At 63.6% G+C, this 21,734-nt stretch carries 18 protein-coding genes; 17 read left to right on the top strand and 1 reads right to left on the bottom strand.

What is annotated here, in order from left to right; genetic code table 11:
* The 6 genes from treS to ACN5W5_RS09205 are packed head-to-tail and all read left to right on the top strand — an operon-like array spanning window position 1 to window position 12,142.
* Window positions 1–3,357, top strand: a complete 3,357-nt coding sequence (gene treS / locus ACN5W5_RS09230; protein WP_420048249.1) for a maltose alpha-D-glucosyltransferase — start codon at window positions 1–3, stop codon at window positions 3,355–3,357.
* Window positions 3,358–3,372: 15 nt separating this feature from the next.
* Entirely contained in the window at window positions 3,373–4,053 is a 681-nt protein-coding gene (locus ACN5W5_RS09225) for a mechanosensitive ion channel family protein (protein WP_420048248.1), read from the top strand.
* Window positions 4,053–6,194, top strand: coding sequence for a glycogen debranching protein GlgX (gene glgX / locus ACN5W5_RS09220; protein WP_420048247.1), 2,142 nt, complete (start codon window positions 4,053–4,055; stop codon window positions 6,192–6,194). Before ACN5W5_RS09225 ends, glgX begins: the two co-directional genes overlap by 1 nt.
* Window positions 6,191–8,026, top strand: a complete 1,836-nt coding sequence (treZ, locus tag ACN5W5_RS09215) for a malto-oligosyltrehalose trehalohydrolase (RefSeq protein WP_420048246.1) — start codon at window positions 6,191–6,193, stop codon at window positions 8,024–8,026. Before glgX ends, treZ begins: the two co-directional genes overlap by 4 nt.
* The gene (treY, locus tag ACN5W5_RS09210; RefSeq protein WP_420048245.1) at window positions 8,023–10,980 is read left to right on the top strand and encodes a malto-oligosyltrehalose synthase; all 2,958 of its coding nucleotides are present in this window, start codon (window positions 8,023–8,025) and stop codon (window positions 10,978–10,980) included. The genes treZ and treY overlap by 4 nt, the downstream gene beginning before the upstream one ends.
* Window positions 10,964–12,142, top strand: coding sequence for an amylo-alpha-1,6-glucosidase (locus tag ACN5W5_RS09205; protein WP_420048244.1), 1,179 nt, complete (start codon window positions 10,964–10,966; stop codon window positions 12,140–12,142). Before treY ends, ACN5W5_RS09205 begins: the two co-directional genes overlap by 17 nt.
* Window positions 12,143–12,194: 52 nt before the next feature.
* On the opposite strand, the gene ACN5W5_RS09200 is transcribed toward ACN5W5_RS09205, so the two are convergent.
* A complete protein-coding gene (locus tag ACN5W5_RS09200) occupies window positions 12,195–13,109 on the bottom strand; it encodes an AraC family transcriptional regulator (RefSeq protein WP_420048243.1) in 915 nt (304 codons plus the stop codon).
* A gap of 104 nt (window positions 13,110–13,213) precedes the next feature.
* On the opposite strand from ACN5W5_RS09200, the gene ACN5W5_RS09195 reads away from it, so the two are divergent.
* The 11 genes from ACN5W5_RS09195 (at window position 13,214) to map (ending at window position 21,730) form a co-directional block, all read left to right on the top strand.
* Window positions 13,214–13,999, top strand: coding sequence for an SDR family oxidoreductase (locus ACN5W5_RS09195; protein ID WP_420048242.1), 786 nt, complete (start codon window positions 13,214–13,216; stop codon window positions 13,997–13,999).
* A 17-nt stretch (window positions 14,000–14,016) separates the two neighbouring features.
* Window positions 14,017–14,940, top strand: a complete 924-nt coding sequence (locus ACN5W5_RS09190) for a patatin-like phospholipase family protein (protein ID WP_420048241.1) — start codon at window positions 14,017–14,019, stop codon at window positions 14,938–14,940.
* A gap of 49 nt (window positions 14,941–14,989) precedes the next feature.
* Window positions 14,990–15,238 carry a hypothetical protein gene (locus ACN5W5_RS09185; RefSeq protein WP_420048240.1) on the top strand — a complete coding sequence of 83 codons (249 nt, stop codon included), beginning with the start codon at window positions 14,990–14,992 and terminating at the stop codon, window positions 15,236–15,238.
* Between the two features lie 37 nt (window positions 15,239–15,275).
* Window positions 15,276–15,791 (top strand): DUF1697 domain-containing protein, encoded by a 516-nt coding sequence (locus ACN5W5_RS09180; protein WP_420048239.1) that lies wholly within the window; start codon window positions 15,276–15,278, stop codon window positions 15,789–15,791.
* A gap of 73 nt (window positions 15,792–15,864) precedes the next feature.
* Entirely contained in the window at window positions 15,865–16,533 is a 669-nt protein-coding gene (locus ACN5W5_RS09175) for a c-type cytochrome (protein ID WP_420048238.1), read from the top strand.
* A gap of 575 nt (window positions 16,534–17,108) precedes the next feature.
* Window positions 17,109–18,029: a DUF5677 domain-containing protein gene (locus ACN5W5_RS09170; protein WP_420048237.1), complete on the top strand. Its 921-nt coding sequence runs from the start codon at window positions 17,109–17,111 to the stop codon at window positions 18,027–18,029.
* Between the two features lie 154 nt (window positions 18,030–18,183).
* Window positions 18,184–19,113, top strand: coding sequence for a hypothetical protein (locus ACN5W5_RS09165; protein WP_420048236.1), 930 nt, complete (start codon window positions 18,184–18,186; stop codon window positions 19,111–19,113).
* Entirely contained in the window at window positions 19,085–19,615 is a 531-nt protein-coding gene (locus ACN5W5_RS09160; protein ID WP_420048235.1) for a hypothetical protein, read from the top strand. Before ACN5W5_RS09165 ends, ACN5W5_RS09160 begins: the two co-directional genes overlap by 29 nt.
* Window positions 19,616–19,797: 182 nt before the next feature.
* Window positions 19,798–20,424 (top strand): DUF2971 domain-containing protein, encoded by a 627-nt coding sequence (locus ACN5W5_RS09155; protein WP_420048234.1) that lies wholly within the window; start codon window positions 19,798–19,800, stop codon window positions 20,422–20,424.
* A gap of 227 nt (window positions 20,425–20,651) precedes the next feature.
* Entirely contained in the window at window positions 20,652–20,888 is a 237-nt protein-coding gene (locus tag ACN5W5_RS09150; RefSeq protein ID WP_420048233.1) for a ParD-like family protein, read from the top strand.
* Window positions 20,885–21,730 (top strand): type I methionyl aminopeptidase, encoded by an 846-nt coding sequence (map, locus tag ACN5W5_RS09145; RefSeq protein WP_420048232.1) that lies wholly within the window; start codon window positions 20,885–20,887, stop codon window positions 21,728–21,730. Before ACN5W5_RS09150 ends, map begins: the two co-directional genes overlap by 4 nt.
* Window positions 21,731–21,734 lie beyond the last annotated feature (4 nt).

Raw genomic sequence — 21,734 nt, 5'->3', positions numbered from 1 at the left:
ATGCCTGTGATCGATGAACCCCAGCTCGCAGAGATCGGCGCGATCATCCCTGACACATCGGCGGCCGATCCCGCACCAGATCCGCTCTGGTACAAGGATGCGGTCATCTACGAGCTCCACATCAAGGCCTATGCCGACGCCAATGGCGACGGCATCGGTGACTTCCGGGGTCTGACCGAACGTCTCGACCACGTGCAGTCGCTCGGCGTCAACACGATCTGGTTGTTGCCGTTCTACCCGTCACCCCAGCGTGACGATGGCTACGACGTCGCCAACTACGAGGACGTGAACCCCAACTACGGCACGCTCGACGACTTCAGGGCCTTCGTGATCGAGGCACACCGGCGCGGCCTGCGCGTGATCACCGAGCTGGTCGTCAACCACACGTCCGACCAGCACCCCTGGTTTCAGGCCGCGAGGCAAGCCCCCAAGGGCTCGCCCGAGCGCGACTTCTACGTCTGGAGCGACGACAACACGCTGTATTCGGGCACGCGCATCATCTTCACCGACACCGAGAAGTCGAACTGGACCTGGGACGAGGTCGCGCAGCAGTATTTCTGGCACCGCTTCTTCAGCCACCAGCCCGATCTGAACTTCGACAACCCGCTGGTCCTTGAGGCCGTGCTCAAGACCATGGAGTTCTGGCTCGAGATGGGGGTGGACGGCTTCCGGCTCGACGCCATCCCCTACCTCATCGAGCGCCACGGCACGAGCAACGAGAACCTGCGCGAAACCCACACGGTGATCAAGGCGATCCGCGCGCGCATCGAAGCCAGCTACCCGGGTCGCCTGCTGCTGGCCGAGGCCAACATGTGGCCCGAGGACGTGCGCGAGTATTTTGGTGACGCCGACGAATGCCAGATGGCGTACCACTTCCCGCTGATGCCGCGGATGTACATGGCCATTGCCCAGGAAGACCGCCACCCGATCGTCGAGATCCTGGCGCAGACGCCCGAGATCCCCGACAGCTGCCAGTGGGCGGTGTTCCTGCGCAACCACGACGAACTCACGCTGGAGATGGTCACCAGCAAGGAGCGCGATTACATGTACCGCATGTACGCCTCCGACGCGCGGGCGCGCATCAACCTCGGCATCCGCCGCAGGCTCGCGCCGCTGCTGGAAAACGACCGCGCGCGCATCGAGTTGATGAATGGCCTCCTGCTGTCGATGCCCGGCACGCCGGTGCTCTATTACGGTGACGAGATCGGCATGGGGGACAACATCTTCCTCGGCGACCGCGATGGCGTGCGCACACCGATGCAGTGGACCAGCGACCGCAACGGTGGCTTCTCGCGCGCCGATCCGCAGCGCCTGTACCTCCCCCCGATCCAGGACCCGATCTACGGTTTCGAGGCCTTGAATGTCGAGGCACAGGCGCGCGAGCCGTCGTCGCTGATGAACTGGACCAAGCGCATGCTTGCCATGCGCAATGCGACCCAGGCCTTTGGCCGCGGCCGCTTCACGATGCTGCATCCGGGCAACCGCAAGGTGCTGGCCTACGTGCGTGATCACGGCGAAGACGTCATCCTGTGCGTCTTCAACGTCAGCCGCGTCGCGCAGCCGGTCGAGCTGTCGCTGGAGGCCTACAAGGGCCGCGTACCGGTCGAGATGATGGGACGCAGCCCGTTCCCACCCATCGGCGATCTGCCCTACATGCTGACGCTGCCGGCCTATGGCTTCTTCTGGTTCCGCCTCGCCACCGATGCCGCGCCGCCGCGGTGGCACGAAGAGCGCCTGGCGCTCGAGGACCTGCCGGTGCTCGTGCTGTTCGACGACTGGAACAGCTTCTTCCGCGGCAAAGTCGTGCCGTGGCGCATCGGCATGGCCGAGAAGACGCGCAACCAGTTCGAACGCGAACTGATGCCCCGCTTCATGCTGCGCCAGCGCTGGTACGCCGCGAAAGGTGAGCCCCTGGAGCGCGCCACACTGGCCGCGCACGGCCTGCTCGAAGAAGGCAAGTCGCAGTGGCTGCTGGCGCTGATCGACACCCAGGGCCCAGCGGAACCCGAACGCTATTTCGCGCCCCTGGTGATTGCCTTCGAAGACGACGACGAAGAGCGCACCCGCACCCTGATGCCCTTGGCGGTGACCAAGGTGCGCCAGCAGGCCACGATGGGCGTGCTGGCCGACGCGATGGGCGACGAGCTCTTTTGCCGGGCCATGGTGACCGCCATTGGCGCGCGGCGCGAAACCGTTGCCGACGGCGGCGTGGTGCGTTTCGTGCCGACCAAGGCCTACAGCGCGGTCATTGGCGACGCGCTCCAGGGCGCCACGCCGCTGCAGCGGCTGACCACGAGCAGCAACTCGATCAGCCTGTTGGGCGATCAGATCTTCCTGAAGGCCTACCGGCGATTGCATGCCGGCGTCAGCCCCGAACTTGAAATGGGCGGTTTTCTCACCGACGTTGCGCACTTCGAGCATTGCGTGCCCGTGGCCGGCAGCGTCGAGTTCCACGCCAAGGACGGCTCGGTCTGGGCGCTGGCACTGCTGCAGGCGCAGGTGAAGAACCAGGGCGACGCATGGAACTTCACGGTCGACCAGCTGGCGCGGTTGCTCGAATCGCTGCGCAACGTCGACACCGATCTGCAGGCCGGCATGGACGCGATGGCGCAGCGGGTGGAAGTGCTGGCGCGGCGTGTGGCGGCGCTGCACGTGGCACTGGCACAACCCCATGGGTTGCCAGCGTTCGACCCGGAGCCCATCCGGGTCGATGACCTCGTGAACTGGTCGTCGGCCGTGCGCGTCGAGTTCGAACGCACGCTCGCGCTGCTGGATCAGCGCCACGCCGCATTGAGCGAGCCGCAGGCTGTCCTGGCCTCCCGGGTGGTGTCCGCCCGCGCCGCGCTCGATGCACGGATTGCCCAGGCCGCCGCGACAGCGCCAGCCGGCGTGAAGACCCGGTTGCACGGCGATCTGCACCTGCAACAGGTGTTGATCGCACAAGACGACTTCCTGATCATCGACTTTGAGGGTGAGCCGCAGCGATCGCTCGAAGAGCGGCGTGCCAAACACAGTGCGCTGCGGGATGTGGCCGGCATGTTGCGCTCGTTCGACTACGCCAGACACACGGCGCTGCACCAGACCGCGCAGGGCAGCGTCGAGCTGGAGCGGCTGGCGTCAGGCGCCCGGCGCTGGGAGCGCTTCGTCAGGCAGGCGTTTCTGGGGGCCTACCGTCAGGTCGTGGTGGCCGGAGGACTCTACGCGGATGCGGCCGCGTTCGACGAAGCCACCGCATTGCTGGACCTGTTCGAACTCGAGAAGGCGTTGTATGAGCTGCGCTACGAACTGGACAACCGGCCGGACTGGGTCGGCGTCCCGCTCGCCGGAATTGCCGCGCTTGCCGGCGTTGAACACTAGACACCAGGAGTTGAGATGGAAAACATCGACGTGATGCTGGTCCCGCTGCGCGGGCTCCTGCTTGAAATTGGCAACTTTCTGCCCCGCCTGGGCGTGGCCCTGGCGGTGATTGTGGTCGGCTGGCTGCTGGCCAAGGGCTTGCGCATGGGTGTCGTGAAAGCGTTGAGGGCGCTCAACTTCCACATCCTGACCGAGCGTGCCGGCATCGACGGGTTCCTGAAGCAGGGTGGCACCGAGAAGGACACGGTCGCGTGGTTCGGCGTCATCGCTTACGTGCTGGTGCTGATCGCCTCACTGATCGTCGCCTTCAACACCCTGGGCCTGACCCAGGTGACCGATCTGCTGGGCAAGATACTGTTGTTCGTGCCACGTCTGCTCGTGGCGCTGCTGGTGATCGTGTTCGGCAGCTATTTTTCGCGTTTCGTCGCGAACACGGTGCAGCGCTACTTCCGTGCCGCGGGCATCAGCGATGCCGAGATCCTGGGCCGCATCGTGCGCTACGCGGTCATGATCTTCGTGCTGCTGCTGGCCGTTGACCACCTGGACATTGGTGGTGGGCTGATCCAGCACACCTTCCTGATCTTGCTGGGCGGCGTCGTGTTCGCGCTGGCGCTGGCGTTCGGGCTCGGCGCGCGTGAGCGCGCTGCCCAACTGATCGAGCGCTGGTTCCCGCGCGACCCGACGGATCGGATCTGATGGCCACCACCGCCCTCATTGATGCCCTGTGGCCCGGGAAACCCTATCCGAGGGGGGCGACCTGGGATGGCATGGGTGTCAACTTCGCGCTCTTTTCCGAGTCGGCCGAGCGTGTCGAGTTGTGTCTCTTCGATGCGAGCGGACGCAACGAGATCGCGCGCCTGGCCCTGCGCGAGCAGACCGACCAGGTCTTCCACGGCTACCTGCCCCAGGCGCGCCCGGGTTTGTTGTACGGCTATCGGGTCTATGGGCCTTACCGTCCGCAAGACGGCCACCGCTTCAACGGCCACAAGCTGCTGCTGGACCCCTACGCCCGCAACATCGTCGGCACCATCCGCTGGCACGACGCCTTGTTCGGCTACCGGGTTGGAAGCGCCCAGGGCGATCTGTCGTTCGACCGGCGCGACAGTGCCCCCTACCTGCCGCGCTGCAAGGTCATCGAATCGGCGTTCACCTGGGGTGACGACCGTCCGCCCAACGTTCCCTGGCACGAGACCGTGATTTACGAACTCCACGTCGCCGGTTTCACCAAGCGCCACCCCGACGTGCCGCCCGCGCTTCGCGGCACCTATGCCGGCCTGACCTGCGCGCCCGTGATCGAGCATTTCAAGCGCCTCGGCGTGACCACGGTCGAGCTGATGCCGGTGCACTCCTTCCTGGACGACCGCCACCTGGTCGAACGCGGCCTGCGCAACTACTGGGGCTACAACACGATCGGCTACTTCGCGCCCGAGCACCGGTACAGCGCGAGCGGCAAGATCGGCGAGTTCAAGACCATGGTGCGCACGCTGCACGAGGCCGGCATCGAGGTCATTCTCGACGTGGTCTACAACCACACGGCGGAAGGCAACGAACTCGGTCCGACACTGGGCTTCCGCGGCATCGACAACGCGTCCTACTACCGCCTGGCACAAGACAACCCGCGCCACTACCAGGATTTCACCGGCTGCGGCAACACGCTGAACATGCGGCATCCGCGTGTGTTGCAGCTGCTGATGGACTCGCTGCGCTACTGGGTCACGGAGATGCATGTGGATGGCTTCCGCTTCGATCTGGCGTCGGCGCTCGCGCGCGAGCTGCACGCCGTCGATCGGCTGAGCGCGTTCTTCGACATCCTGCGTCAGGACCCTGTGCTGTCTCGCGTCAAGCTGATCGCCGAGCCATGGGACCTGGGCTCCGGTGGCTACCAGGTCGGCAACTTTCCCGTCGGCTGGGCCGAGTGGAACGACAAGTACCGCGACACCATGCGGGCGTACTGGAAGGGCGAGGGCGGCGTGATCGGTGAATTCGCGCAGCGCCTCACGGGATCAAGCGACCTCTACAACCGCAGCAGCCGCAAGCCCTACGCGAGCATCAACTTCATCGCCGCCCACGACGGCTTCACGATCGCCGACGTGGTGGCCTACAACGACAAGCACAACGAAGCCAACGGCGAAGAGAACCGCGATGGCCACAGCCACAATCTTTCGTGGAACTCCGGTGTCGAGGGTCCGACGGACGACGTCGACGTGCGTGCCCTGCGGGCGCGCCAGCAGCGCAACTTCATCACCACGCTGCTGCTCTCGCAGGGCGTTCCCATGCTGCTGGCCGGCGATGAAATGGGGCGCACCCAGCGCGGCAACAACAACGCCTACTGCCAGGACAACGACATCAGCTGGCTCGACTGGACGCCCAGCGCCGACCAGCGCTCCTTGCTGGCCTTCACGCAACGCGTGATGGCGCTTCGCGCGGCGCACCCGGTGTTCCGCCGACGCGACTTTTTCCAGGGCCGGCCGCTGCACGGCAGCACCGTGCGCGACATTGTCTGGCTGCAACCCCGCGGCACCGAGATGGGCGAGCAGGAATGGGGAGAAGACCACGCTCGCGCCCTGGCCGTCTTTCTGTCGGGCGATGGCCTCAATGAAGTCGACCTGCGGGGCCGCGCCGTGCGCGACGACAGCTTCCTGTTGATGTTCAACGCCAGTTCGAACGAAGTGCAGTTTGTGCTGCCGTCAGGCCTGGTCCCACCGGCGGGCGAATTGCTGATCGACACCTCGTCCGGCGCGGACCAACCCGACGCCCCCTTCGACTCGGGCGAACCCTACGTGCTGGCCGCGCGATCGCTCGCGCTCGTGCGCTTCAAGAGGAACCCTGCGCCATGAAGCGTCTGCACGACATGCCTTTTGGGGCGCAGCCGACCGAACGGGGCGGCGCGCGGGTTCGCCTGTGGGCGCCGGCCGCAACGGATGTCGTGCTGGTGCGCAGCGGCGACGGACCGGACCAGGGCAGCTTCCCCATGGATGCGTTGGAGGGCGGCTGGTTCGAGCTTGAATTGCCGCGAGCCCAGGTCCGCACCGACTACGCGTTCCGCATCGACGACGGCCTGGTGGTGCCCGATCCCGCCTCCCGCAGCCATCGCGACGACGTGCATGGACCCAGCACCTTCATCGACCCGCGCAACTTCGACTGGACCGACGGCGCCTGGCGCGGCCGGCCCTGGCACGAAGCGGTGATCTACGAACTTCACGTGGGCTGCTTCACCGCCGAGGGGACGTTCGCGTCCGCCATCGCCCGGCTGGACGCGCTCGTCGCCCTCGGCATCACAGCGATCGAGCTGATGCCGGTGGCGGCATTCGCAGGCCGACACGGCTGGGGTTATGACGGCGTGCTGCCGTTCGCCCCCAAGGCCGCCTACGGCTCGCCCGACGATTTCAAGCGGCTGGTCTGTGCGGCCCACCAGCGGGGGCTGATGGTGCTGCTGGATGTGGTCTACAACCACTTCGGCCCCGACGGCAACTACCTCAACGCCTATGCCCCCGGCTTCTTCAATCCAGACGTAACCACGCCCTGGGGCGCCGCCATCAACCTCGACGGTGAGGGCAGCCGCGTGGTGCGCGATTTTTTCATCCACAACGCGCTCTACTGGATCGAAGAGTTCCATCTCGACGGCCTGCGCATCGACGCGGTGCACGCGATGCACGACACCGGAACGCCGCACTTCATCGACGAGCTCGTGTCTGCCGTGCGCGCTGGCCCCGGGCGCGAGCGGCACGTGCACCTGGTGCTGGAAAACGACCTCAACGACGCGGCGCGCCTGCGCCGCGACGAGAGCGGTGGACCGCTGCTGGCCGACGCGCAATGGAACGACGACGTGCATCACGCCGTGCACGTCATGGCCACCGGCGAGACGGACGGCTACTACAGCGACTACGCCGTCGAGCCGGTGCGACTCTTCGGCCGCGCCCTGGCCGAGGGTTTCGGATTCCAGGGCGATCCTTCACCCTACCGCGACGGCGAGCGGCGCGGCACGCCCTCGGCGCATCTGCCGCCGCTGGCCTTCGTCAACTCGCTGCAGACACACGACCAGGTGGGCAACCGCGCGTTCGGCGAGCGCATCGCCACGCTCGCCGCAGCCGCGGATCGCAGCGATGCGCTGCGCGCGCTGCTGGCGTGTGTGCTGCTGGCGCCGTCACCGCCGATGCTGTTCATGGGCGAGGAGTGGGCGGCCGGCACACCGTTCCTGTACTTCTGCGACCACCAGGGTGAGCTCGCGCAGGCCGTGACCCACGGGCGGCGTGCGGAGTTCGGCCGCTTCGCCCGCTTCAACGATCCGGGCGCACGCGACGCCATCCCCGATCCGAACGCCGAAAGCAGCTTCGCCAGGAGCCAGCTCGACTGGCAGGAACGCGAGCGGGCGCCGCACGCCGAATGGCTCGCGCTGTACAGCGATCTGCTGCGACGGCGGCACGCGCACCTCATACCCTGGCTCCAGGGCGCACGCAGCGGCGTCATGACGCTGCCGGCGCCCGGCACGCTTCGCATCACCTGGCCGCTGGGTTCAGGGCATCGCTGGCACCTGCTGGCGCAGCTGGCATCGCACGAAAGCCCCGCAGGCCTGGCGACCGAGCTGCCGGGTGCCCTGGTGTATCGCAGCCACCCAGTCGCTGCGCGGCTGGCCCCCTGGTCGGTGCAGATCGCGATCGAGGCGCCATGACAACCCATTCCCCCCGGCGGCAGGCCATCGTGCCGCACGCCACCTACCGCGTTCAGTTGCACAACGGCTTTCGCTTCACCGATGCGATGGCGCTCGTGCCCTACCTGGCCGATCTGGGCATCAGTCACCTCTACATCTCGCCGCCGTTGCGGGCGCGGGCTGGCAGCCAGCACGGCTACGACGTGGTCGACCACGGCATGCTCAATCCCGAGCTGGGCACGCGCGCCGATTTTGATCAGCTCGTTGCGAGCCTGCACGCACGTGGCATGGGGCTGCTGGTCGACATCGTGCCCAACCACATGGGGGTGCTCGGCGGCGACAACGCCTGGTGGCTCGACGTGCTGGAGAACGGCCCCGCGTCGGCGTACGCCGACCACTTCGACATCGCGTGGCGCAACGCCGATCCGGTGCTGTCGGAAAAGGTGTTGTTGCCGGTTCTGGGTGACCAGTACGGCGCAGAACTCGAACGGGGTGACATTCGTCTGGCTTTTGATGCGGCTGGCGGGTGCTTCACCTTGGCCTACCACGAACACCGTTTGCCGATCGACCCGAGTGGATACGGCGCGCTGCTGCGGCTGGCGCAGCGCGCCTTGTTGCCGGGCGCGATGTCGGGCGTGCGCGTCAACCGGCTTTCAAGCCTCGCCACCCTGTTCGACCGCTTGCCGGCGCGCAACGAAACCGAGGCCTCCGCCCGCGAACGCCGTCAGCTGGACACGACCCGATTGAAGGCGGCGCTGGCACAGCACGTGCACGAATTTCCCGCGCTGGTGTCGGCCATCGATCAAACGGTCACCGTGATGAACGGTCGACCAGGGGACCGCAGCAGTTTCGATGCACTCGACGCACTCATCGACGCGCAGGCTTACCGGCTCGCGCATTGGCGTATCGCGGCCGACGAGATCAACTACCGCCGCTTCTTCGACATCAACGAACTCGCTGCGCTGCGCATGGAGCGCCCCGACGTGTTCGAGGCGACGCACCGCCTGCTGCTCGAGCTGGCGGCCAGCGGCGCCATCGATGGCCTGCGGGTCGACCACCCCGACGGCATGGCCGATCCGGCGGGCTATTTCGAACGCCTGCAACTGCGCTATGCCCAGATGGCGGGGCTGCCAGCGCCCACCGGGCGACGGGGTGACGGGGCGCCCGATCTGCCGCTGTACGTCGTGATCGAGAAGATCGTCGCTCCGCACGAAGCGGTGCCGAACGACTGGGCGGTCCACGGCACCACCGGCTACCGCTTCGCCAACGTGATCAACGGGCTGATGATCGACGGCGCCGCGAAAACCCGGCTGGACCGGGTGTGGCGCTCGTTCGTGGGCGAGGAGGCCGTGGACTTCGACACCCTGGCCTGGCATTGCCGCCACGTCGTGATGGATGGAACGCTGGCCGGCGAGCTCACGGTGCTCAGCGCCTCGCTGTTGCGCCTGGCCCGCGAGGATCGCCGCACGCGCGACTTCACGCTGAACTCGCTGCGGCTGGCGCTGGCCGAAGTCGTGGCGTCGTTCCCGGTCTACCGCACCTACATGCTCGACAAGCCGAGCGCGCAGGATCGCAAGTTCATCGACTGGGCCATTGGCCGCGCCCGCCGTCGCAGTCTCGTGGCTTCCCCCGGTGTGTTCGACTTCCTGCGGCGCGTGCTGATCGGTCGCCCTTTGACCGGCGCTCCGCTCGGCCTGGGCGTGCGCTATCGGGCGTTTGCGCGCCGGCTGCAGCAGTACACGGCGCCGGTGGCGGCCAAGGGCATCGAGGACACGGCGCTGTACCGCCACCACCGGCTGGTTTCGGTGAACGACGTGGGCGGCGACCCCGATGCGTTCGGCATGTCCGTCGATGCCTTCCACGCCGCCAGTCTTGACCGCTCGATCCGATGGCCAGACACGATGCTGGCGACCTCCACCCACGATGCCAAGCGCTCGGAAGATGTGCGCCTGCGCATCGACGTCATCAGCGAGATGCCCGCGGCCTGGCGCCTGACCGTTCGGCGCTGGAGCCGGTTGAACCGCAGCCACAAGCGCACCGTGGACGGCGAGCGCGCACCGACGCGCAACGACGAGTACCTGCTCTATCAACTGCTGTTGGGCAGTCTGCCCGACGGTGAGCTCGACGATGCAGGGCTGGGCGACTATGCGCTGCGGATCGAGCAGGTGATGCTCAAGTCGGCCCGCGAGTCCAAGGCGGTGACCAGCTGGATGAACCCCAACGTGGCGTATGAAGGCGCGCTGAGCGCGTTCGTGCGCGCGGTGCTGGGGCGCCGCGAGCACAACCTGTTTCTTGAGGACCTGCAGAGCAATGCGGCGGTGGTCGGGTGGCACGGCGCCCTCAATGGCCTGACGATGGCGGTGGTCAAGACCCTGTCCCCGGGCGTTCCGGATTTTTACCAGGGACACGAAGCGATCCAGCTCTCGCTGGTCGACCCCGACAACCGGCGCCCGGTCGACTTCGCCCGGCGCCGGGACATGCTCGCCGAGGCGCGGGCCATCGCAGCCTTGCCCGACCGGTCTGCTGCGCTGGGCGAGCTGCTGGCCCATGCGGGCGACGGTCGGGCCAAGTTCTGGGTCACCTGGCAGGCGCTGCAACTTCGGCAGGCCCATGCCGACATGCTGCGCCACGCGGACTACCTGCCGCTGGCGGTGCGCGGCGAGCGCAGCGCCAACGTGATCGCGTTCGCGCGGCGCCAGGGGCGGTCCTGGGTGGTGGTGGTCGGCACGCGCCTGAGCGCCGCATTCGGGCTGCCGATGGGCACTGCACCGGTCGGCGAACGTTGGGGCGACACTGCGATCGTCTGGCCTGAAGGCGGCATGCCGGACCCCGCAGACCCCTGGCTCACCGATGCGGTGAGCGGCCGGCGCCACGGGCCACTGGGGGCGACGCTGCCGCTGGCCGAAGTGCTGCGAGAATTTCCGGTGGCGGCGCTCTTCAGCGCCGACGCCGGAACCCATGACCCAACAGCCTGACGCCTCCACCATCCCGCTCATCGAAGCCTGCACCCAGGCCGCGCTGAAGCTGTTGCAGGCCAACCTGACGCCGCACGGCATCCTGGCCGCCGCTCGGACCGAAGCCGCCGAGGCGCGCCGCTACACCCGCATCTTCGGGCGCGATGCGGCGATCTGCGTCATGGCCATGTGTGGCAGCGGCGTTGACGCCTTGGAGGAGGGCGCGGTCGCCAGCCTGGATGCGCTGGTCGCGCAGCAGGCGCCGAATGGCCAGATACCCAAGTACGTCGACCCGCAAGGGCAGGATGCCGACTTCTGGTACCTCGGTTGCATCGACGCCACCCTGTGGTGGCTGATCGCGGTGGACCACGTGCGGCGAGCCGGGCAGGTGAGCCCCGATCGCTGGCAAGCCGGGGTCGATCGCGCGATCACCTGGCTGCTGGCGCAGGAGCACCAGCGCTTCAGGCTGCTGCAGCAGAACGAGGCCAGCGACTGGGCCGACATCATGCCGCGATCGGGCTACGTGCTCTACACCAACGCGCTGTGGTACGACGTCAAGCGGCGTTATGGGCTGGCGGACGCCGAGGCCTCGCACCACCACTTCAACCACCTCTTCGACCCCTTTCAGCGCGATCTGCCCGAGTACCACCGGGCGCGGCTGTTGCGCCACTACGCGCGTCGCGGCCGGCGGGATCCGGGCCTGTACCTCAGCTTTGTCAACCTGGCGGTCTCTGGCCACGAGGGTGACGTGTTCGGCAACCTCATGGCCGTGCTGAACGGGCTGGCCGACACCGCCAAGTGCCACCGCATCGTGCAGACCATCGCCAGCGCGCACGCGGACGAGCCCTACCCGGTGCGGGTCGTTCTACATCCGCTGTCACGCCAGCACGAGCTCTGGCGGCCTTACATGGCGCGGCATCAGCAGAACAGCGTCCACCAGTACCACAACGGTGGCATCTGGCCGTTCGTGGGTGGCTACTGGGTCATGGCGCTGGCGCGGCTCGGGCTGCGAGAGCAGGCACGGTCTGCACTGACGCGACTCGCCCAGGCGAACGAGCTGGATGCCTGGCGTTTCACCGAATGGTTTCACGGCCGCACGCTCAAGCCCATGGGCATGGCCGGGCAAAGCTGGAATGCGGCCACCTTCCTGCTCGCCCGTCGCGCGGTCGAGGGTGAGGCCTGACCGATCAGCGTGCTCAGGGTGCGCGCGCCAGCGGCCTCATGGCGACCCCAAATCAGGCAGGGACAGCCCCCTGGTGTCGGCGCGCAAACCGGCCGGGTGGCTGCCCCACGTGGCGGCTGAAGGCCGTGCTGAAGGTGCTGGCCGAGCTGTAGCCCACCCGCTCGGCCACCTCGGCGATGGCCACGCCGCTGCGGCTCAGCAGGTCCTTGGCCAGCGCCATGCGCCACGCCAGCAGGTACTCCATGGGCGGCAGACCGACGGCGCGCGAGAACCGTTCGAAGAACGTCGAACGCGACAGCGCGGCCTCCTTCGCCAGCGCATCCACCGTCCAGGTGCGCGCGGGTGCGCCATGCATCAGGCGCAGCCCCACCGCCACCCGCGTGTCGGCCAGCCCGCGCAGCAGACCGGGTGGGGCGCTGTCCCCCGTGGTCGAGCGCAGCGCCTCGATCAGCAGCAGCTCCACCAGCCGGCCCAGCACCAGCTCACGCCCTGGCCGCGTGTCGAGCGACTCTTCCCGGACCAGCTTCACCAGCACCGACAGGCGCTCAATGCCACGCACGTGCAGCAGCACCGGCAGCAGCGACACCAGCAACGCGGCATCGGGTGAGTCGAACTCGAAATAGCCGCCCAGCATGCGCACGTCGGGCGGCCCGGCCTGCCGCCCATGGCGCAGCTCGGCCGCCGATCCCTGTCTGTCCTTCGGGTTCAGGAACACCGGCACCGCGGGCTCCAGGCCCGAGAGCGTGAAACCGGGCGTGGCCGGCATCAGCACGAAGTCACCCGCTTCCAGGGTGACCGGTGCCTGCTGGTCCACCGCCAGCACGCATTCCCCCTCCAGCATCGTGCAGAAGCTCGGCTGGCCGAACGCCGAGTAACGCACGGCCCAGGCGCCTGCGCCGCTGATCACCTTGGAGAACACCGCGCGCGGTCGCATCAGGGCAATGACTTCGGCGAGGGGATCGATCATGGTCGGACTCCTGCAAATTAAATGTGGACTATTGATTGTATTAAATCCGGCTTCTGGCCGGTATCGTTGCGCCATCCCTCAACCGAACCACCAGGAGTTCTCACATGAAAACCGTTCTGATCACCGGCTGCTCTTCCGGCTACGGCCTCGAAACCGCCCGCCACTTCCACGCCCAAGGCTGGAAGGTGGTGGCCACCATGCGCAGCCCGCGCGCCGACCTGCTGCCGGCGTCTGCCAGCCTGCAGGTGCTGCCGCTGGACGTGACCCAGCCCGAAAGCATCGCCCGCACGCTGGAGGCCGCAGGCCCCATCGACGTGCTGGTCAACAACGCCGGCCTCGGCCTCTTCGGCGCCTTCGAAGCCACGCCCATGGCGACGGTGCGCGACATCTTCGAGACCAACACCTTCGGCACCATGGCCATGACCCAGGCGGTGCTGCCGCAGTTTCGCGCCCGCCGCGCCGGCCTGGTGGTGAACGTGACCTCCAGCACCACGCTGGCCCCCATGCCGCTGGTGGCGGCCTACACCGCGAGCAAGACCGCCATCGAAGGGTTCACCGCTTCGCTGGCCTTTGAGCTGGAGGCCTTCAACGTGCGCGTGAAGCTCGTCCAGCCGGGCTATGCGCCCACCACCCGGTTCACTGCCAACGGCGCCGAGCGCATGCAGGGCCTGGTTCCCGAGGCCTATGTGCCCTACGCCCAATCCGTCTTCGCCACGCTGGGCCAGCCCGCCGCCACCACGAGCGAACGGGACGTGGCCGAAGCCGTCTGGCGGGCCGCGAACGACACCACGCCACAGTTGCGCTACCCGGCCGGCGCCGATGCGGTGGCGCTGGCAGCGCGCAACCCGCTGTTCGCGGGAGCGGCCCGCGAACTCAGCGCCGCCTTGTGATGCCCGAACGAGCCGCCATGAACACCAACCTGAAAGCCCATGCCCTGTGGGCCACCCCTCTCGCGGCGCTGCTGCTGACGGTGGGCTGCGCCGCCTCCGGGCAGCCCGCGCCCGCCGACCTCCGCCCGCAAACGCTGTCCGACGTTCAGCGCACCGCGCCGGCCCGAGGGCAGCGCCCCGCGGTCGCGCTCGCCCTGGGTGGCGGAGGGCTGCGCGGGTTCGCGCACGTGGGCGCCTTGCGGGCACTCGAAGAAGCCGGCATGCGCCCCGACATCGTGGTCGGCACGTCGGCCGGCTCCGTGGTGGGCGCGGCCTACGCCAGTGGCCTGAGCGTCGAGCAGATCCGGCAGGCCGCGCTCGGCGTGAAAGTGTCGTCCTTGCTCGACTTCACCTGGCAAGCCGGCGGGTTCATCCGGGGCGACAAGCTCGCGAACTGGGCCAACGCCCTCATCGGTGACACCCGGATCGAGGACTTCCCCATCAAGTTCGCCGCCGTCGCCACCGATCTGCAGAGCGCGCAGCCCATGCTGCTGGACAACGGCTCGGCCGGGCGGGTCATTCAGGCGTCTTCCGCCGTGCCGGGGATGCAGGTGCCGGTGGCCTACCCGGGCGGGCACCTGATCGACGGCGGCATCACCAGCCTGGTCCCGGTCCGGTTCGCGCGGGCCATGGGTGCGGACGTGGTTGTCGCGGTCGACATCTACTGCCAGAGCCCCCGGGCCACCGCTGTGAACGTGCCGGCCGTGCTCGCCAAAGTCATGCAATCGCAAAGCTGCCTGATCGCGGCGCCGGAAATGGCGGAGGCGGATGTGTTGGTCGCCCCCGTTGTGGCGGTTCCCGGCATGTCCGACCATGCCTCGCAAGAGCATGCCATCGAAGCGGGCTACAGGGCCACACACGCGGCCTTGGCGAAGTGGCGATCAGGCACGATGATCGAGTAGCGTTCTGCCCGGTTCGAAAGCTCGATGACGTTGAAAGAGGTGGGTTCTCATGAGAATGGTGGCTTTGTTGTTGGCGCTTCTGGTGGTGGGGCTTCTCGTGGCCCGTCAACTGGACGGCGGGTCGCCCGTCCAGGTCCAGAAGCCGGAGGCCAATTCGGATGTGGCTGTTCCCGCTGTGCCCGCTGTTCCCACGAGGCCTCAGGATCTGCCCGGGTTTGAACGGCAGGTGGAGGGCTACGTCAATGATCTGGCCGCTGAGCGGGCGAAACAGTTGGAGCAGGCGGAATCGGGGAAATGACGGGGGTCTGAAAATTCTTTGGAATCTTGGAGCTCCCATGCAGCGCTATGTAGCTTTCCTTCGGGGTGTCAGCCCGATGAATTGCAAGATGCCAGAACTGAAACGCTGCTTCGAAGCCGCGGGATTTCGTGATGTCAAGACGCTGTTGTCCAGTGGAAACGTGGCGTTTTCGGCGAGCCCAGCCATCGTTCCCATCCTGGAAAAGACGGCAGAAGCGGCCATGGAAAAACACCTTGGAAAGAAATTCCAGACCATCGTCAGACCCTCTTCCTTCCTTCAGTTGCTTGTTGAACGCGCGCCATTCGCTGAGTTCGACTTGCCTGCAAACGCAAAACCAGTCATCACCTTCCTGCGCAAGCCACACGAAGAGCAGATCAAGCTACCCATCGAGAAGTCGCAAGCCTCCATCCTCAAGCTGGAGCGCACTGAAGTTTTCTCGGCCTATGTGCCAAACGAGCAAGGCCCTGCTTTCATGGTTTTGCTCGAAAGGACATTTGGCAAAGAGATAACAACCAGAACGTTTGAAACCGTTCGAAGGTGCTCGGTGGCATAGCGTCGTATGGCGAAAATGCGCCGCCAAGTCAGCGTGCCGTCGCATACAGGAGAACGCCATGACAGCAAACCGAATGTCAAAGTTCGAAGCGAGGCTCGTGCAGCAGTGGCGCCAAGCCTTTCCATCGAGAGGGACGGGAGAACTCGCCATGATCTCCAGTCGTGCTCGACGCGCAGTTCCAGCCGCTGCGCTTTCAGGATGCCTGCTGGTCGCGCACGGCACGGTGGCCGGCGACCCGGCAGCTGGCGAACGGCTCGCCGCCGCGCGCTGCGTATCCTGCCACTCGTCGACGGAAACGATCCACGCCACGCTACCGCTGCTCGAAGGGCAGCCAAAAGCCGCCTTCATTGCGCAGTGGCGTGCCTTCCGCGAACGCAAGCGCACCGCCCCGGTGATGGTGAGCCTTGCAGAGGAGTTGAGCGAGCAGGATGTCAACGACCTCGCCGAGTACTACGCAGCATTGCTGCCCCCGCGCGCCCCGGAATCGGCCGGTAGCGATGCCGGCCGCGCGTTGGCCGATCGCTTGCGATGCGCTGACTGCCACGGTCCGGCGTTGCAGGGGACGAACGCCGGCGCGGCACGGCTCGCTGGGCAAAAGGCGCGTTACACCGTTTGGTCATTGCAACTGATGCGGGGCGGCACCCGGTCGCACGGAACCGCCGCGAAGCCGGATCCGCTCTTGGCCAACCTCAGCAACGCCGAGATCGAGTCGCTGGCCGCGCACTTGGCATCGCTGAGATGACCTGGCTGGCTGTGCAGTGCGCTACAGCGCACCGCGCCGCCTACCCCATGCGCTACTCCGTCTCCCACCACAAGCTCAACCTGAACCTGTCCGCCCAAGGATTGAAACCCGGCGATGCGGGCGAGTTCGTCGGGGTCAGGTATTGCCCTTTTGACATTCCGACCCTAGCAAAAGGCAAGACCCCATTCTTCCGATGTGGCTGTTCCCGCCATGCCCGTGAGGCGCCAGGATGTGCCCGTGTTTGAACGGCAGGTTGGGGGCTACATCAACGATCTGGCCGCTGAGCGGGCCAAACAGTTGGAGCAGACGGAAGCGGGGAAATGACTGGGTGGCTTTGAACGCGGTCAGCAAACAGTGGCTGCAGGCAAACGAGTCCGCATGCCCGGGGGCGATTCCACCGGCTCATGTCGACCCTGAGCGGCCGTCTGACAAAGCGTCGCAAAACCGCTGTTCCATTGGCAGTGATCGGGCAGTCCTGTGTAGTTACACGTGCCCGAGTAGACTGGCAAAGTGATCTGTCAAACCGGTGATCTCGGTGATTCAAAGTTAGTTTGCTTAACCCACTCGAGCAAGTCATGAAACCGCACGCCCGTAAGACGTTGGCCGCGATGTTCTGCAAGACCAATCGCATCAGTTCAGCCGACATCGCACCTTCCACAGAGACTGTTATTGCATCTGTCGAGGCGCCGTTTTACCTATTTTTGGAACTTCTCGAGCCCTCTGGTCTGGCGGACTCAACTGATCCAGTGGACGGGATACTGATAACACTACTGCGTCGCCTTCACAACACAACGTCGGGCGCGCTCACGCTCGTAGTCTTAGGCCGGATTCAAGAAGCGGAAATTCTCTCCCGCACAATTATGGAGAGCGCCCTAACAATTCAGTATGCGCTGGCACAACAAACTGGTCACCGACTAGTCAAGTACTTTAAACACTATATTCAAACGGAACGCGATCAAATCAAGAAATGGAAAGGCGAGTTACCCGGCCTAAACTTAGAGACGCAGAGCGACCATCAGATCAGAATCGATGTGAAACTAAGTGCCCTTGACGGATACAAAGCCTTCATTGAGCACTTCGCACGAATGCAAAAAACCGACTCTGCCGGGTCAAAGAACTGGCCAAGTACATACGATATCTGCGTCTCGCTTGGAAAGGCCGTCGATTATCGAACAGTGTATATGGCAATGTGTTCGCAAGCACATCACGATGCCGAAGACATATTAAATGACTTTATCGTTGGTTCATCCACGGACTATGAAACACGAATCGGGGAACTTGAGTACGAGACAGGAAACTTTGGTATCTTTCTACTGCTGTGCAGTCTGCGCTACTATCTCGAGTGTCTTCAGCAAATAGGCAAGAGATACAGACTTCCAACTGTGGAAATACAAAGCTCTAGATCGTTCGCAACGATTTCAGTCCTGGCCGAAAAGGTTAGCTCAAACGGCTTCGTAAGCAAAGAACTCGATAAGTTTGCACCGAAGCGAATATAACCCATCACTGCACGGAGATGCCAATGTGAACCATCGCTTCGCGAATTGATGGCCATTGATGGAGTCCAGCGCCTTTATTGGGTTGAGTGCCTGTGAGCTCTACGCAGAGCCGGTTTTATAAATAGTATAAGCACGTACAGCAGGAGGAAATAAAATGCCAGATAAGAAAGAATTCTTGGTTCTTCGGTACTCGCTCATTGAAGAGAATCAGAGTCAGATTAATGCGGAATCACTTCCATCTCCAAAAGGCCAGGCGGTGCTCGCTTCGATAATTAAAGATCGAGAGTTCACTTTAAATGGAGTTCTTTACAGCTTCGTTGGCTTTGCGGAGGTACGATATTTCCAAAATTCCAAGATCGAATCTTTACGATTCTTTATTGGCAAATTTGCCAAACGAAAGAAGGCCCATATGGGCGTCAAGGTTCCGGGTGACATCGTAGAAACTGAGGAGGACGATTGGCTTCCATTGCTCACAATTTTTGATTTAAGAGATCAGTACATATTTGTAGCAAAGGACTGGCGTTTTGGCACCCCAGAACAAACCGTTCGCGCAATGCAGGGTGGTCTCAGGGAACCTGTTCTGGCTAGATACAATCATCGTGTATTCGTAGAGGGAAAGACGAGAGGAGAATCATTTTGGAAGGTCGTCAGGCAGCACAAGAGAATCTATAAACTTGAGTTGAGACTTATCTCGCCAAATATCCTTGAGACAAATTTGAGGGCGCGAGAAGCACTAGCCGCATTAAAACAACTATTTGCGCAAGACCAAGTTGATGTCACCTTGAATAGCGATGCCGGGCAACTTAAGGTCCCAGAGGAACCTGTTGCCAGCTACCTAGAGTACATCGAAGAAGGAGAAGGGACTTGGGCCTTGACAACAGAAGGCGTTCACGGAGGCAAGAAGAAGCACAGCAGTTCCGAAAATATTGTGACAGCATTGCTCGACGTGGATGCAGAGAGTACCGTTGAATCCGTTGGGCAACTGAAATTCGAAATACCAGATATCAAGGAAACAGCCATTACGCCTGAGATGACACTGATAGATCAGATCCTTAATGAAATTGAAAGCTACCGTGAACGCTAGGCAGTTAGTAAAGTTACTCTTGCTTATGGGTATATCTGCGGCGGCATGCTATGGGATTCTCAAGCTTTCGAACGGTTTTGCTGCTTCTGTTTTTGAGGAAATACTGACAGCCTTCCTTGTTGTCGCGATGTTACTTTCTGCCATGTCAGTAGCTATGTTCACTTACCTTGACAACATTGCAAAGGATTTGACAGAACTACGAAACGAAGTGAACAGGTCGAACTATTCAATAGCACAAGAGAAGCTCACGCAGTTGAAACGGGAAGTTCTGTACAACGGTGCCCTCATTGTCTTTCTACTAATTTTGGAACGGAGCATAAAGGGCGTCGCAGTTTACCTCACAACCCAACTGCCACCCCAAGATGCCGCACTCATAGTTGAAGTATCTATTCCCCTGAGAGTCGCACTCTTCGTCACTTCCATTTGGGCCGCAAGTGGTCAACTGAGAGGATTTCTTGTTGCTGCAGAATTCAGAGACGTTATTGCGAAGAACCGCAAGTGAGAGTCCACACCTTGATTCCAACGGAACGTCCTAACGAAAAAATGTGAGCAACAGCATTGGCGAAAGATGTCGGCCTTTCTTGGTCGAAATTTCATGTTCCGCTGGATTTCGTGACTTCGACCTGAATCAGAATCAGGTTATAGCACATAAGCCATTATTTTTGTTATGAAAGGATGGACTTGATGGAAACATTGCTGCGTAGATACACTGAGCTTCCATTTGTCATTGACTATTTGCATACAGAAGAACTCGCCCTTTTGAATCCGGCTAGCTGGGATGATCGAAACGATTCATTTTACATGGAGGAATACGCCCGTCGCTCTGGTTCCAAGTCTGTATATGCACTCTGCTTAGCTAACTGCGCAGAAACCTACCATCATTGGCGGGTTTTCTCTCACGGATCAGGCGGTGCTTGCATTCAGTTCAACCCTGAGAAATTCTCAAGGGCAATTTCCCAAGTGGATGGGATAAGGTCGGAAGCAGTTCAGTACAAGACCATAGAAGAACTGAAACGCACGAATCCAACCCTCAATGAACTTCCATTTTTAAAGCGGTATGCGTTTCAAAATGAAGGCGAGCGCAGGCTTTTTTGCGCTTCTAAAGAAGTCGGCCCTCCAATTCGCAGAATTCCAATGCCCCGCAGTACCGTGGATCGAATTGTATTGAGCCCGTGGCTTCACGATTCAGTTGCCGATAGAGTCAAGAAAACGCTCAAGGCTATCCCCGGGTGCTCCCAGGTGAAAATTTATCGCTCAACTCTTGTTGAAAACGAACACTGGAAAAAGTTTGCAAACGGCAGCACATACTAAATCGGGCACGCGGTAATGGCAGGCAGCGGCCTTCACCTGCTGTCCGCCAGCACCTCCGCCGTTGGATTGACTGCTCCTGGCCGATCACTGCCTGACACCGCCAGCATCCACCAAGCGCGCTCAAAAAAGTCCCTCCCATTTGAGGGCGGTTCCCCCGGCCGTTGTTCCAGCCGCCTCTCCTTGGTAATATACGAACCAGCTACAAACCGTATACAAGGAGGCTCACCATGGGCATCATCAAGATTTCAGAGCAGATGCATGAAAACCTGCGTCTGACCAGTGGGGCGCTGAGCCGCTCCATGAACGCGCAGGCCGAACACTGGCTGCGCGTGGGCATGTTGTCGGAGCTGAACCCGACGCTGTGCCACGGCGAGATCTGCCAGCTGCTGATCGAGTCGGAGCGGCAGGCGCAGCCGCCAAACCTCAGGAGCGTGCCGTCCGCCAGCCTGGAGAAGGCGGCATGACGGGCAACAAGCGGGGGGTGACCATCAAGACGGCGGCCGAGATCGACATGGCCCGGCGCGCCGGGCAGCTGGCCGCCGACGTGTTGCGCATGATCGGCGAACACGTGAAGCCGGGCGTGACCACGGACGAGTTGGACCGGCTGTGCCACGACCACATCGTGAACGAGCTGAAGGCGGTGCCGGCCAACATCGGTTACCACGGCTACCCGAAGACGATCTGCGCTTCGGTGAACCACGTGATCTGCCACGGCATCCCGTCGGACAAGAAGCTGAAGGACGGCGACATCGTCAACATCGACGTGGCGCTGATCAAGGACGGCTGGTTCGGCGACACGAGTCGCATGTATTGCGTGGGCGAGCCGGGCATTCTGGCCAAGCGCCTGGTGCGCACGACCTACGAGGCGATGCGCGCGGGCATCCAGCAGGTGCGCCCGGGCGCGACGCTGGGCGATGTGGGCCACGCGATCCAGACGGTGGCGCACGCGGCGGGTTTCAGCGTGGTGCGCGAGTACTGCGGCCACGGCATCGGGCAGATCTACCACGACGAGCCGCAGGTCCTGCACTACGGCCAGCGCAACACGGGCCTGAAGCTGGCGCCGGGCATGGTGTTCACGGTGGAGCCCATGATCAACGCGGGCAAGCGCGAGACCAAGGAGCTGTCGGACGGCTGGACGGTGGTCACACGCGACCGCTCGCTTTCGGCGCAGTGGGAACACATGGTGGCGGTGACGGAGACGGGTTTCGAGATCCTCACGCCCTGGCCCGAAGGCCTGGGCGATTACGCGCCGATCGAGCCGGTGGTCAGCGCTGCAAGCCCGGTGGGTGTGGTCGAACCCGCCTGAGGCG

It is taken from the genome of Hydrogenophaga sp. ZJX-1 (assembly GCF_048590325.1).
Taxonomy (GTDB): Bacteria; Pseudomonadota; Gammaproteobacteria; order Burkholderiales; family Burkholderiaceae_C; genus Hydrogenophaga.
The sequence above is the reverse complement of the archived record's forward strand: the minus strand, read 5'-3'. Positions and strand labels throughout refer to the sequence as shown.

Excerpts from the sequence above, each read along its gene's own strand:
- ACN5W5_RS09185 (WP_420048240.1), top strand. The coding sequence starts at position 14,990 with ATGAGAATGGTGGCTTTGTTGTTGGCGCTTCTGGTGGTGGGGCTTCTC.
- ACN5W5_RS09170 (WP_420048237.1), top strand. The coding sequence starts at position 17,109 with ATGAAACCGCACGCCCGTAAGACGTTGGCCGCGATGTTCTGCAAGACC.
- treY (WP_420048245.1), top strand. The coding sequence starts at position 8,023 with ATGACAACCCATTCCCCCCGGCGGCAGGCCATCGTGCCGCACGCCACC.
- ACN5W5_RS09155 (WP_420048234.1), top strand. The coding sequence starts at position 19,798 with ATGGAAACATTGCTGCGTAGATACACTGAGCTTCCATTTGTCATTGAC.
- ACN5W5_RS09205 (WP_420048244.1), top strand. The coding sequence starts at position 10,964 with ATGACCCAACAGCCTGACGCCTCCACCATCCCGCTCATCGAAGCCTGC.
- treS (WP_420048249.1), top strand. The coding sequence starts at position 1 with ATGCCTGTGATCGATGAACCCCAGCTCGCAGAGATCGGCGCGATCATC.
- ACN5W5_RS09200 (WP_420048243.1), bottom strand. The coding sequence starts at position 13,109 with ATGATCGATCCCCTCGCCGAAGTCATTGCCCTGATGCGACCGCGCGCG.
- map (WP_420048232.1), top strand. The coding sequence starts at position 20,885 with ATGACGGGCAACAAGCGGGGGGTGACCATCAAGACGGCGGCCGAGATC.
- ACN5W5_RS09195 (WP_420048242.1), top strand. The coding sequence starts at position 13,214 with ATGAAAACCGTTCTGATCACCGGCTGCTCTTCCGGCTACGGCCTCGAA.
- ACN5W5_RS09165 (WP_420048236.1), top strand. The coding sequence starts at position 18,184 with ATGCCAGATAAGAAAGAATTCTTGGTTCTTCGGTACTCGCTCATTGAA.
- ACN5W5_RS09175 (WP_420048238.1), top strand. The coding sequence starts at position 15,865 with ATGTCAAAGTTCGAAGCGAGGCTCGTGCAGCAGTGGCGCCAAGCCTTT.
- ACN5W5_RS09190 (WP_420048241.1), top strand. The coding sequence starts at position 14,017 with ATGAACACCAACCTGAAAGCCCATGCCCTGTGGGCCACCCCTCTCGCG.
- treZ (WP_420048246.1), top strand. The coding sequence starts at position 6,191 with ATGAAGCGTCTGCACGACATGCCTTTTGGGGCGCAGCCGACCGAACGG.
- glgX (WP_420048247.1), top strand. The coding sequence starts at position 4,053 with ATGGCCACCACCGCCCTCATTGATGCCCTGTGGCCCGGGAAACCCTAT.
- ACN5W5_RS09150 (WP_420048233.1), top strand. The coding sequence starts at position 20,652 with ATGGGCATCATCAAGATTTCAGAGCAGATGCATGAAAACCTGCGTCTG.
- ACN5W5_RS09180 (WP_420048239.1), top strand. The coding sequence starts at position 15,276 with ATGCAGCGCTATGTAGCTTTCCTTCGGGGTGTCAGCCCGATGAATTGC.
- ACN5W5_RS09225 (WP_420048248.1), top strand. The coding sequence starts at position 3,373 with ATGGAAAACATCGACGTGATGCTGGTCCCGCTGCGCGGGCTCCTGCTT.
- ACN5W5_RS09160 (WP_420048235.1), top strand. The coding sequence starts at position 19,085 with ATGAAATTGAAAGCTACCGTGAACGCTAGGCAGTTAGTAAAGTTACTC.